Annotated in this window: 8 protein-coding genes; 4 read left to right on the top strand and 4 right to left on the bottom strand. The window is 67.7% G+C overall.

Features of this window, described 5'->3' with window-relative positions; translation table 11 throughout:
- The first annotated feature begins 6 nt into the window (after positions 1-6).
- A complete protein-coding gene (locus VIF40_RS16555; protein ID WP_331938608.1) occupies positions 7-888 on the top strand; it encodes a metallophosphoesterase in 882 nt (293 codons plus the stop codon).
- A 7-nt stretch (positions 889-895) separates the two neighbouring features.
- On the opposite strand, the gene VIF40_RS16560 is transcribed toward VIF40_RS16555, so the two are convergent.
- A complete protein-coding gene (locus VIF40_RS16560) occupies positions 896-1648 on the bottom strand; it encodes a hypothetical protein (RefSeq protein ID WP_331938609.1) in 753 nt (250 codons plus the stop codon).
- A 466-nt stretch (positions 1649-2114) separates the two neighbouring features.
- Between VIF40_RS16560 and VIF40_RS16565 the strand changes: the two genes are divergently transcribed.
- The 3 genes from VIF40_RS16565 to mobA all read left to right on the top strand — a co-directional run bounded on the left by VIF40_RS16565 (position 2115) and on the right by mobA (position 9194).
- Positions 2115-7553, top strand: coding sequence for a GH36-type glycosyl hydrolase domain-containing protein (locus tag VIF40_RS16565; RefSeq protein ID WP_331938610.1), 5439 nt, complete (start codon positions 2115-2117; stop codon positions 7551-7553).
- A gap of 125 nt (positions 7554-7678) precedes the next feature.
- Positions 7679-8545 carry a hypothetical protein gene (locus VIF40_RS16570; protein WP_331938611.1) on the top strand — a complete coding sequence of 289 codons (867 nt, stop codon included), beginning with the start codon at positions 7679-7681 and terminating at the stop codon, positions 8543-8545.
- A 25-nt stretch (positions 8546-8570) separates the two neighbouring features.
- Complete coding sequence (gene mobA, locus VIF40_RS16575; protein ID WP_331938612.1) at positions 8571-9194, top strand: molybdenum cofactor guanylyltransferase MobA; 624 nt, start codon at positions 8571-8573, stop codon at positions 9192-9194.
- Here the strand turns inward: mobA and lepB are convergent.
- The 3 genes from lepB to VIF40_RS16590 all read right to left on the bottom strand — a co-directional run bounded on the left by lepB (position 9182) and on the right by VIF40_RS16590 (position 11966).
- On the bottom strand, positions 9182-9889 hold the full coding sequence (gene lepB / locus VIF40_RS16580; RefSeq protein ID WP_331938613.1) for a signal peptidase I: 708 nt from the start codon (positions 9887-9889) through the stop codon (positions 9182-9184). The genes mobA and lepB overlap by 13 nt on opposite strands.
- Positions 9890-9984: 95 nt before the next feature.
- Positions 9985-11016 carry a cysteine synthase A gene (locus VIF40_RS16585; RefSeq protein ID WP_331938614.1) on the bottom strand — a complete coding sequence of 344 codons (1032 nt, stop codon included), beginning with the start codon at positions 11014-11016 and terminating at the stop codon, positions 9985-9987.
- Between the two features lie 68 nt (positions 11017-11084).
- Positions 11085-11966: an aldose 1-epimerase family protein gene (locus VIF40_RS16590; protein WP_331938615.1), complete on the bottom strand. Its 882-nt coding sequence runs from the start codon at positions 11964-11966 to the stop codon at positions 11085-11087.
- Positions 11967-12167 lie beyond the last annotated feature (201 nt).

Below are 12167 nucleotides of genomic sequence, written 5' to 3' on the forward strand. Positions count from 1 at the left end.
TTGCGCATGGGATTTCTGCTCGCTCATCTCTCCGACGCCCATATCGGGCCGATCCCGCGGCCGAGCCTGCGCGAGCTCGCCGGCAAGAGGCTCACCGGCTACGCCAATTGGATCAATAAGCGGGCGCAGGCGCATGACATGGGCGTGCTCGGCCGGCTCGTCGCCGACATGGAAGCGCAAAGGCCCGACCATGTCGTGATGACCGGCGACATCGTCAATATCGGCCTCGACGCCGAGATCGAGGCGGCGCGGCAATGGCTGTCGAGCCTCGGCAGTCCGGAGCATGTGAGCTTCACGCCCGGCAATCACGACGCCTATGTTCCGGCGTCTGTCCCCCGCGTGGCGGAGACTTTCGCGCCCTGGACCACGTCGGAAGAGGGCGGGGGCTTTCCCTATCTGCGGCGGCGCGGCGGGGTCGCGCTCATCGGGCTCGATTCGGCGGTGCCGACCGCGCCTTTCGTCGCCTCCGGCCGGCTCGGCGCCGAGCAGCGCGAGAAATTGGCGGCGCTGCTCGACAAGACCAAGGCGGAGGGGCTGGCGCGCGTCGTGCTGCTGCATCATCCGCCGCATCGCGGCGGCGCGCGGGCCTTGCGCGGCCTCGATGACGCCGCCGAGCTCGAGGCGATCATCGCCCGCCATGGCGCAGAGCTCGTCCTGCACGGCCACAATCACCGGATCAGCCTGCATCGTCTGCCCGGCGCGCATGGCGCGACGCCCGTCATCGGCGCGGCCTCCGCCTCGGCGAAGGCCGGCGCGCATACGCATCGCGCCGCCTATAATCTTTATTCGATCGAGCGCAGGGACGACAAAATCGTCATCTCGGCCCGCTCGCGCGGGCTGAGGGACGACGGCGAGACGATAGAGGAGCTGGACGCGCTCGCTCTGTGAGCAAGCGTCAGCGCGCCAGATAAGGCCCGATGGCGTAGACTCCGAGCTGCCACAGCAGGAAGAAGAACGCCGCCGCGCCTGCGCCCTGCGCCAGGAACAAAATGGCGCGATACAGCTTTTCGCCCAATCCGCCGGGCCGACGCGGCGCGGGCAGGCTCGCGGCGGAGGAGGAGGCGACGATGCGCTTTTTCTTCGCCTCGTTCGAAAACGCGCGGGCGCCGCTCTGGCCGGCGAAATCGAAAGCCAGCGCCTTTTCGCGCTCGATCAGCCGATGGGCGATATATTCGGTGATCGCCTCGACCACTGTCGCGACATTGTCGCTCTCGCCGATGGTGACGCGGCCGTGGCGCGTGTCCTGCAGAAAACGATAGGTGCGGCGGTCGCGCCCCATCTCCACGAAGCCGACATGATCGATGAAGAGCCGCGGCCGGTCGCCATGCGAGACGCCGATGTCGAAGAGATCGCAGTCCTCGGGCGCCTGGGCGAGGACGGGCTCCAAATGGTCGCGCAATATTTCGAGCCGTGCGGTCTCGGCGTCGCGCAGATCCGCGAGCACGCCCGAACGCTCGGCGTTGGCGAGGCGCGCCCGCCGCATCGCGCCGGTCAGATTGGCGACGCGCGTTTCCTTGGTCTCGGCGGAGAGGGCGCGCTGGCCGGAGCCGCTCCGCTCCCCGGCGGTCCGCCTGTCGGTCACAAGGGCCGCGGCTGCGGGCGCGTCGCCCGTCGTGGCCGGTTGGCCGTCCCTCTTGGACTCGTCCATCTCACTCATTCGTACGAAAGACCGCATGGCGCATCTCTTCCATTATACCCTCTCGCGACCGAGTTTCGACTGGAAAGCGCCAGGGGCCGTAAAGGCCCGGCCGGCGTCTCCGTCTTCCATATCGATCCATTATCGGCGGCGAGCGTTTCCTTGTTAGACCACAAAGGCGGATAAAGCATGACCGTCGTTACGAACGCGCCAAACTCGTATCCGGAATAATACTTATAATTCGATATGAATATTAGAGGACGCCGCATTTTTTCTATGAGCGCTCCTCTTATGCTTCGATAGACGCGCGCAGGCGGCGATGAGGGCGCGCCGCCGCTGCCAGCCGAGCTTGCGGAAGAGTCGACATTTGCGCCGCCTTCCGGCACATCTCCGGCCGATGTGAGCGGGCGCCCACGATTCGCGCGCAGGAGGAGGCCGCAGCCCGCCGCAGGCCGCCGCGCGCAAGCTGGAGACCCATATGGCGCATTTCGACGCCGGCCTGCCGACGGCGGGCGCGCGATTCGGGCGGATCGCATTCGGTTCGATCTGCGGACTCGTTTCGGCCATGGAGGCGGGAGGCGGTAGGGAGCATCTGCTCGTCGCCGGCTTCTTCGCCGCCACCGCCTTGCTGCTGTTGCGGCCGGCGCAAGGGCGCATCCGCCAGGGCGTCGACTTCGCCATCGATTTCGCCGCGATCGGCGCGCTGGCCTTTCTCTGCGATCCGGCGGGCGTGCTCTGGCGCGCGCCGGACACGCTCGCCGGCCTGTTCACGCTGACGCCGAATGGGGCGAGCTCGGCGGTCGGGCTCTATCTCCTCGGCGTCGCCATTCTGCCGGGCTCGCGTTTCGCGCTGCGCGGGGCGCTGTTCCTACTGCCGTTCCTGTTCTGTCTCTTGGTCGCGCTCGGCTCGCGGGCGATCGGCGATTTGGGCGGGCTTCTCTTCCTCGGCCTCGAGGCTCCGCAGACGGCGCGCGTCATCGCGGCGCGCACGCTCATCCTCTTTCTGCTGAACGAGGCCGTCATCGTCGGCGCGCCGCTGGCGCTCGGCCGCTATCTGCCGCAGCAATGGCGCCCGCATGGCGTGCTGTTCGTCGCGGCGCTGATCGCCGCCGTCACGCCGGAGATCGCCAGCCTCGGCGCGCATCCGCATGTCGCCTTCCTGCCGGCGCCGATCGCCATCGTCCTGGCCTCGCTGCTCGCCGCCGCCGCCCAGGCGGGACTCTGGGGCGAGACTTACCTCGTCACTCAGGCGATGGCCGGAATGCTGCGCGGGACGCCCTCGCTGCCGGTCATCGTGCTCAATGATTGGAAGACCGGCGCCGCCAAGGGCGCCGTCTATGGCTTCGTCTTCATGGCCCTGCTGCTGATCGCCGGCGTGATCGTGAGCTTCCCGCCGGCGCTCGGTCTCCTGGTCGCGGCGGGGCCGGTCGGCGGCGCGCTGATCGGCGCCGCGACCTTCCCGCTCGTCCGCGCCATCGTCGAGAGCACGGATTCGACGCCGCCCTTCGCCGCCCGGCTGCGACGCGAATATCGGCGGATCGCCAATGTCCCGCGCGGCGGCGTCGCCGGCGCGGCGGTGGGCTTCGCGCTTCTCTTCGGCCTGCCGCATGACGATGGCGGCGCGCGCTTCCTCTTCGGCGCGGGGGCGGGGCTGCTCGCCTACGCCGGCGTCGACATGGGCTTCGATCTCTATGCTTTGCAGCGCAAGCGCCGCCAGCATCTCCGCAGCTGGCGCGTCTATGCGCTCGGCGCTCTGCTGGGCGGCCTCGTCGGCGGCGCCGTCTCCTGGTATCTCGACGCCGGCCAGCTCGAGACGATCACCCGGAAGTTCTTCGCCTATATCTCGCTGAGCTATGCCGCCGACGGTCGGCCGGTCGCCGATTACGTCATCCGCCCGCTGTTCTCCAAATGGGGCGCGACAAATCTCGGCCTCGTCGACGGCGGCGTGCGGCTGTTCTTCGACGAATCGCTCTCGGGCGTCATCCAATGGGTGTTCGCCGCGCCCTTGTTCTCGATCAATCTGTTCTTCCTGACGGCGCTGGTGCGCCGCAGCCTCGCGCCTCTGCGCCAGCTCGCGAGCTGGGAAGGTCTCGACATGCTGGTCGAGAACGCCGTGCGCGTGCTGCGCTGGGGCCTGTGGATGGCGCCGGTCATCTATTCCTTCCTGAAGGCGACGCCCGACCCCACTTGGTACAATCAGGACGGCCTCATCCGCACCGGCGTCGCCATATGGATGAATCACGCGCTGCCGGACCAGGATTTCCGCGCCTGGAGCCTCGATATTTTCACGGCTCTGCTCGCCTATGACGCGATCCGCGTGCTGATCTGGTTCGACCATATGGGCCTGCGCGTCGCGACCTTGGTGAACCTCTCCTTCGTCGGCGGCGACGTCGCCGACGAGAAGGCGGCGCGCTTCATCGGCAAGGCGCAGAAGAGCCGCGCCATACCAGAAGGGCTGCGCCGCTTCGCGACCTGGGCGCCGCTGCTGCTGCCCTTCTATATTCCGCGCGGCGCGGAATGGGATCAGGCCTGGGGCGCGGCCGAGCGTATGTCGCATCTCAGACCGCCGTCCTATTCCTTTCTCATCGGCGGCTATATGGCCTATGCGGGCGCGCTCTCCATCGCATTGGTCATTTTCCTGCTGATACAGCTCGCCAAGGCCGGCAAGCTGCCGCTGGAAGGCGTCACCGGCGCCGGCGGCGCGCCCGGCTCCAAGCCCTTCGAGCTGACCAATGGCCTCGTCACCAGCCAATGGTTCCAGGACGGGCAGGGCGCGATGCGCGTCGAGGGCGTCGCGCGCGGCGGGCCGCCGATCGATCTCACCCGCCGGCCGGACGATCACGCGCATCCGCGCGGGCGCTTTCTGTTTTTTCGGGAGGAGGGCCGCGATCTCTGGTCGCTCGGCTCCGCGCCGACCTGCGTGCGCTGCGAGAAAGTCTCGCTGGAGAGCGAGGGCTGCACTTTCCTCTATCTGCTGACCGAGCAGGGCGGCTTCGCCATAGAGGCGAAAATATCGCTCGCGCCGGACGAGGCGGTCGAGATCACGCGGCTGCGCCTCGTCGATCTCGAGCAGCGCCCGCGCAAGATCACGCTCGCGACCTTGCGCGAATGGGTGCTGAACGAGACCGGCGTCGAGCAGCGCGACGCCGCCTATAACGCCATACACATCGGCACATGGTTCGTCGGCGGGCTGAGCGCCATCATCGCGCAGAACCGCCTGCTGAAGGGCGGCGCGCGCCGCGACGTCGACCGGCGCCTGTCGCCCGAGGTCGGCTTCCATGCGATCGGCGCCGGCGACGGCGCGCGGCTTCGTGTCGTCGGCTATGAGGATGTGAAGGCGCGCTTCTACGGCCTCGGCGCCGCCGGCGCGCCGGACAGTCTCAGAAATGGCGATCAGCCGCGCGATCCGTCTGATGAAGGCCTGCTGTTCGGCTTCGAGCCGATCGCGAGCCTGCGCGCCGAGCTGGAGATTTCGGCCGGCGGCGCGGCGGAGATCGTCATCGTCGACGGCTGGGCGCGCGACATCGCCGCGGCGACGCGGACGATCGCCAAGCATCTCTCCCGCGACTTCGATTTCGCGAGCGTGGAAACGGCGCTAGCGCGCAAGCGCGCGCTGATCCAGCCGCCCGTTCCCGCCGAGCATCGCTATGCTTTCGCAACGGACGGCCGCAGCCTGACGCTCGGCCCGGACACGCCGCGCCTCTATGCCCATGTGATCGCCAATGCGGTCGGGCAGGGCGCCGTGCTCGGCAATCACGGCGATATTTATTCCTTCCACGGCAATTCGCGGCTCAACAGCCTGACGCCCTTCCGCATGGGCGAGGGCCGCATGACGCCGGCGGGACAGGCGATCTATGTCTATGATCTCGCGCGGCAGGACGCGCATTCGGCGACCTTCGTCCCGCTGCGGCGGCGCGACGCCGCGCATTCGGTCGAATATGGGCTCGGCTACGTCGTCTATCGCGCGAGCCGCGACGATCTCGATCTCGAGCTGACGGTCTTCGTTCCGCCGAAGCAGCCTGTCGAGATCAAGCTGCTGCGCATCTCGAATCGCAAGGATCATGAGCGGCTGCTGCAGATCACACCGGCGATGGAGATCGTCCTCGCCGAAACGCCGAACGAAAGTCTCGGCCGCGTCGAGGCGGCGGCGGGCGATCGCGCGCTCTACTTCCGCAATCCGGACAATAATTTCGTCCAGGGCTGGGCCTTTGTCTCGACCTCCTTCGCGGCGGAGTTCTCGGAGACCTCGCGGCGGCGCTTCCTCGGCCATGAGAGCCGCGATCCGGCGCTTCCCTATATGGTCGAGCACGGCCATCCGGACGCCGGAGCGCCCGAGCATCAGCGCAAGGTCGCGAGCTTTTCCGGCGCGATCGACGTGCCTGCCCAGGGCGAGTCTCTCGTCGTCGTCGCGCTGGGACAGACGCCGGAGCTCGAAAGCTCCAAAATATTGGCCGCCCTCGCCAGCGATCCGGCCTATGCCGCGCGCGCTCTGGAAGAGACCAAGCGCGATTGGGACGCGCGCCTCGGCGTGCTGCGCATAAAGACCAACCGGCCGGAATTCGACCGGCTGGTGAACGACTGGCTTCCCTATCAGCTGCTCGTCTCGCGGCTCTGGGGGCGCGCCGGCCCGGCCCAGCGCTCGGGCGCGACCGGCTATCGCGATCAGCTGCAGGATGTGCTGCCGCTGATCCATCTCGCGCCGGAGCTCGCCCGCGCGCAGATCTTGAAGCACGCCGCGCATCAATTCATCGAAGGCGACGCGGTGAAATGGTGGCATGATGCGCCGGACGGCGGCTGCGGCATCGCCGACCGCACACACGCCTCCGACCCGCATCTGTGGCTGCCCTATCTGACCGTCCGCTATGTGAAGGGGACCGGCGACGACGCCATTCTCGACGCGATCGAGCCCTTCCTGGAGGCGGAGCTCACGCCGCCCGACCGGGAAGGAAACGCCAGCGTGCCGCTCGCCTCGCGCGACAAGGACAGCCTGCTCGGGCATTGCGCGCGAGCGATCGACTATTCGCTGGATCGCTTCGGCGCCCATGGCCTGCCGCTGATGGGGACGGGCGATTGGGACGACGGGCTCGATCGGCTCGGCGCGGAGGGGCGCGGCGAGAGCGTCTGGGTCGGCTTCTTCCTGCATGGAATTCTCGTCGACATGGCGCCTCTGTTCGAGGCCCGCGGCGACGTGGCGCGCGCGACGCGCTACCGCGAGCGCGCCGAGGCTCTGCGCGTGGCGCTCGACGCCTGCTGGCGCGGCGACCGCTTCCTGCGCGCCTATGCCGACGACGGACGCGAGGTGTCGCCGATGAGCGCGATGACCGCCTCCTGGCCGATCCTCTCCGGGGCCGTCGATTTCTTGCGCGGCAAGGAGGCGCTGGACAATGCGCTGGCGCAGCTGGCGCGGCCCGACCGCATATTGCTGGTGACGCCCTTCTTCGACGAGAATTCGAGCCCCTATCCCGGCCGCAGCGCAGACTATCCGCCGGGCGTGCGCGAGAATGGCGGCCAATATTCGCATGGCGTCTCCTGGCTCGTCGACGCGCTGACGCGGCTCGCGCTGGAGGCCGCCGCGCGCGGCGACCGCGCCGAGGCCGATGCGCTGTTCGAGCGCGCATGGCGGGCCTGGTTCACCATCTCGCCGCTGTCGCGTCTCGGCGCGCCGGCGGCGGCGGATGTCTACGGCCTCGCGCCGCATCAGCAGCCCGCCGACGTCTATGAGGGCGAGGGCTATGAGGGCCGCGGCGGCTGGAGCTGGTACACGGGCGCCGCGGCGCGCATGCTCTCGGCCGCCTATGGGCTGTTGGGGCTGGAGATGATCGACGGCGCGCTGCGCCTGCGCCCCGACGCCTTCGAGGCCAAGGGCGATCTGAAGCTCGAGAGCGTCGCCTGGCGCGGCGAGACATTTTCGAGCTGATGCGCGGCGGTTCACCATGAATCGGCGCCCGACGGGGCGCCGCTTGTGGACAAAGTGATTTCGATCTAGCTTTTTCGCAGCTCGAGCTGCGCTATGCGCTCGAGCGTCGATGCGGCGTTCCTGTTATGCGTTCATGGGCGCATTTCTGCTCCTGCGTTGCGGCTCTGTCGATTTTGCAATCGACGGCGTGCCGCGCCGGCGCGTTTCTGCAGAGGCCGGGCGAGGGGATCGTCATCCTCACGACGAGCTTCGGCGAGGCGCACAAGGCCTATGATTCGCGCGGCAAGCTCGTCGTCGCGCCCTCCTACGATAAATTCGAGACGCAGGCCTATGTCGAATATGGCCTCATCGACGCGCTGACCTTCGTCGCCGAGTCGAGCTACATGCGCTTCCGCGGCTCCAACGGCTCGCGCCAGCTCGAGCAATTGCAGTTTCTGACCGCCGAGGCGCTCGCCGGCGCGCCGCTCTATCTGCCGGCAGGCGTCGGCGGCGGCGCGCGTTACGAAGGACTCGGCGCCGGCTGGCTCGGCGGCCGGCTGCGTCTTCTCGAATGGGGCGCGACGGTTGTTTCCGTTCAGGCGAGCCTACGCGCCGCGCCGCCCACCGCGCAGACTTATCTCGACATGAAGCGCCGGTTGCAGGAAGACGCGCGCATCCAGCTCGGCTGGCCGATCGAGCTGTTCGGCTTCACCGGATTCAGTGAAGCGCAGCTCGGCTTTCGCTCCGCCGGCCAGAGCGGCGACGAGCTTCGCGCCGAGATGACCTTCGGCCTGCGGCCGATCCAGGGCGTGCTGCTGCTGGCGCAGAGCTTCATCGCCTTTTCGCCGTGGAGCGGCGCGGCGCCGTTCATGTCCTCGCAAAAGGCCCAGCTGAGCGCGGTTTGCGACGTCACGAGAGAAATCGCGGTGCAGATCGGCGTCCGCGCCTCGTTGCGCGGCGTCAATGATTCCGCCGAGCGCGGCTTGCTCGGCGCCCTATGGTATAGGTTCTGACAATGGGCGATGGGGCGACGGGACGATGCGCTGTTTCGGACTTATCCTGGCCGGCGGGCAGGCGCTGCGGATGGGCGGCGTCGCCAAGCCGCTGATCGCGGTCGGCGGAGCGCCCATCCTCGAGCATGTCGTGCGCCGGCTCGCGCCGCAATGCGTGCGCCTCGCGCTCAACGCCAATGGCGATCCGGAGCGCTACGCCGCCTTCCATCTGCCGATCGTGCCGGATGAGGTCGAGGGTTTTGCCGGGCCGCTCGCCGGCGTGTTGGCGGGCCTCGACCATGTCGCCGCGCATTTCCCGGATGTTCCGCTGGTGCTGAGCGTTCCGGCGGATACGCCTTTCATCCCGCAGGATCTCGCCCAGCGTCTCGCGAGCGCGCGCGCCGAGGCGAAGGCGGAGATCGCCGTCGCCAAATCCGGCGACCGCGTGCATCACGCCGTCGCCCTCTGGCCGGTGGCGCTGCGCGAGGAGCTGCGCCATGCGCTGGTGAAGGAGGATCTGCGCAAGGTCTCGGGCTTCATCGAGCGCCACGCCAGTACTCTGGTGGAGTGGCCGGACGCGCCTTACGATCCCTTCTTCAACGTCAACCGGCCGGAGGACGTCGATCTGGCCGAGCGCATTGCTGCAAGCCTAGAGGCTCAGCGGTCGTAGACGAATTCGACGCGGCCGACGATGGTTTCGACCGGAACGAGGCCGACGCCTCCGTCCTCCGTGGCGATGCGCGAGTCGGCGGCGTTGTCGCGATTGTCGCCGAGCACGAAGAGGCGCCGCGCCGGGACTTCGACGAGCGGCGTCGTTGTCAGCGGCGGCGCAGCGCCTTTGGCGCAGACGAGCTTTTCGTAGGTCCTGTAGCGACGCCCGTCGGGCAGCTGCTCCTCCACGAAACGGCTGTCGCAATCGGCCTGCTCCGTCACGTCCGACGGTCGGTCGAGAACGCGACGCGGGACCCGCGCCTCGTTGATCCACAGCTCGTTGCGAAGCAGTCTCACCTTGTCGCCCGGCAAGCCGACCACACGCATCACCATGTCGCGGCCGTCCTCCAAGCGAAACACGATGACGTCGCCGCGCACCGGAACGAGATCCGGCCAGCGGCCGGCGATGGGGAGGGGAAACAACTCATAGCTGACGCGCCCGAGACCATAGGCGAGCCTGTTCGCCCAGACGATCGATCCCTTGTCGATCGTCGGCTCCATCGATGCGCTCATCAGATGATAGGTTCGAAAGACCGGCCCGACATTCGGCAGGCACGCCCAGACGACGAGAAACAGCAGAAAGCCGATCGCCGTCACGCGCAGAAATAGCCGTCGATCGGCGATGTCCGCCGGGTCCGCCGCGTCGAAGCTCATCGTGAAAATCCTGCGATCGAAATTCGGCGTCGCCGCTCGACGCGTGCCGAAGACTATCGCGAGACGTGGCGCGAGTCACCGGTGCCGGAGACGCCTCACACGAAGCCCGGATCGATCGTCCCCGTCCGCTCGAGCCAGCGCGGCGTCGGCAGATTCTGCCCGCGCAAAAACTCGAGATTATAGAGCTTGGAGGCGTAGCGCGTGCCGAGATCGGCGAGGATGGTCACGATCGTATGGCCGGGCCCCAGCTCCTTGGCGAGGCGGATCGCCCCCGCCACATTGACGCCGGACGAGCCGCCGAGCAGGAGCCCCTCATTCTCGGCGAGATCGAAGATGATCGGCAGCGCCTCGGCGTCCGGGATCTGATAGGCGAGATCGATCGGCGCGCCCTCGAGATTGGCGGTGATGCGGCCTTGCCCGATGCCCTCGGTGATGGACGAGCCCGAGGATTTCAGCTCGCCGGTCGTGTAATAGGAATAGAGCGCCGCGCCGAGCGGATCGGCGAGGGCGATTTTAACGGAGGGCTTGCGCTCCTTCAGCGCGATGCCGATGCCGGCGAGCGTGCCGCCGGTGCCCACCGCGCAGACGAAACCGTCGATCTCGCCATTGGTGTCGGCGAAGATTTCCGGCCCGGTGCCGAGAATATGAGCGTCGCGATTGGCCACATTGTCGAATTGATTGGCCCAGATCGCCCCTTCCGGCGTCTCCTTCGCCAGCCGCTCGGCGAGGCGGCCGGAGAGCTTCACATAATTATTGGGATTGGCGTAGGCCACCGCCGGCACCTCGACCAGCTGCGCGCCTTGCAGGCGCAGCGTGTCCTTCTTCTCCTGGCTCTGCGTCTGCGGGATCACGATGACGGTGCGAAAGCCCAGCGCATTGGCGACCAGCGCGAGGCCGATGCCGGTATTGCCGGCGGTGCCCTCGACGATTGTGCCGCCCGGCTTCAGCGCGCCTTCCGCTATGGCGGCCTGCACGATGGAGAGCGCGGCGCGGTCCTTCACCGAGCCGCCCGGATTCATGAATTCCGCCTTGCCGAGAATGCGGCAGCCGGTCGCCTTCGACGCCGCCTTCAATTCGATGAGCGGTGTGTTGCCGATCGCTTCGATGACATTGGCGGCGAATTTCATGTCGGACCCGTCCTTTACGCGCGAGAATCCGCGCTAGCCGATAGAGTGTAGGGAAGCAAGGATTATTCCTATTCGCTTTGCGCCCGCCGCTCCAAGCGGAAAGTTGCGGCATGGGCGGCGCTCTCGCCGGGAGCGAGAATCCGCATGGACGGCTTCTCATAGAGATCGCCGCGAAAATCCTCCGGGTCTCCGTGCCCGGTCCAGGCCTCTATGCAGAGAAAGGGCGCGGGCGGCCGCGACCAGAGAGCGATATGCGGAAAATCCTCTAGCTCGACCGCGAGCGCGAGTCCCTCGCCATTGTCGTAAAGGAGACGTCGGCTCGCCGCGTCCAGAAAGCAGAGCGCCTCTTGCTCGAGGAGCGCAGCGGATAGCGGAAGCCGCTTGTTTTCCAGCGGGATGGTGCGGCGACGACCCGAGAACAGCCCGCCGGGCGCGATAATCGGAACCTCGCCGCGCTCGTCGTCGCCGAAATGGATCGCGTGGCGCGCCGCGGAGCCGCCCAGCGGCCAGCGAAACCCCGGATGGAGCCCGACGGCGTAGGGCAGGGGCCGCGCGTCGCGATTGGCGGTGGTGAGCGAGACGCGCAATTCGCCCGGCCGCAGCGCGAAATGCGCCTCGAGGCGGAAGGCGAAGGGATAGAGCGCGCGGCTGTCGTCATCCTCCGCGAGCGCCAGGGAAACGGCCTCCGCCGATCGCTCGACGATCGTGAAGCGCTTTTGTCGCGCAAAGCCATGCAGGCCGAGGGGAAAATGCGCGCCCTCGACGCGGATTCCATCGCGCGTCCAGCCGACCACGGGGAAGAGAATCGGCGCCGTCTGCGGCCAGACATCGGGCTGCGGCTCCCAGACGAGATCGACGCCGCCCGCGCGCCAGGAGAGGAGCTCGGCGCCGAGCGACGAGATTTCGGCGATGTCGCCGGGGCCTGCCTGCAGGCGAATCGTTTCGGTCATGCGCCGATCGTAGCGAGCGGGCTCGCGGCAGGGGAAGGGCGCTGGCAAGGCAGGCTGCTTGCCGCCGTCGCGGGAGCGTTTATAGTCGTGCGATTGCCCGCGCAAAGCTCGATCGCGATATGAGTTTCGTCATTTGGAATTTCGCCCTTTGGAAATTCGTCGCTCGGCGTTCGATCGCGGGCTTCCGGCTTGCGCTCGTCC

The sequence above is a fragment of the Methylosinus sp. genome (assembly GCF_036560965.1).
Classification (GTDB): Bacteria; Pseudomonadota; Alphaproteobacteria; order Rhizobiales; family Beijerinckiaceae; genus Methylosinus.

Coding starts and splice junctions, on each gene's coding strand:
- VIF40_RS16570 (WP_331938611.1), top strand. CDS start 7,679: ATGCGTTCATGGGCGCATTTCTGCTCCTGCGTTGCGGCTCTGTCGATT.
- mobA (WP_331938612.1), top strand. CDS start 8,571: ATGCGCTGTTTCGGACTTATCCTGGCCGGCGGGCAGGCGCTGCGGATG.
- lepB (WP_331938613.1), bottom strand. CDS start 9,889: ATGAGCTTCGACGCGGCGGACCCGGCGGACATCGCCGATCGACGGCTA.
- VIF40_RS16565 (WP_331938610.1), top strand. CDS start 2,115: ATGGCGCATTTCGACGCCGGCCTGCCGACGGCGGGCGCGCGATTCGGG.
- VIF40_RS16585 (WP_331938614.1), bottom strand. CDS start 11,016: ATGAAATTCGCCGCCAATGTCATCGAAGCGATCGGCAACACACCGCTC.
- VIF40_RS16590 (WP_331938615.1), bottom strand. CDS start 11,966: ATGACCGAAACGATTCGCCTGCAGGCAGGCCCCGGCGACATCGCCGAA.
- VIF40_RS16555 (WP_331938608.1), top strand. CDS start 7: ATGGGATTTCTGCTCGCTCATCTCTCCGACGCCCATATCGGGCCGATC.
- VIF40_RS16560 (WP_331938609.1), bottom strand. CDS start 1,648: ATGGACGAGTCCAAGAGGGACGGCCAACCGGCCACGACGGGCGACGCG.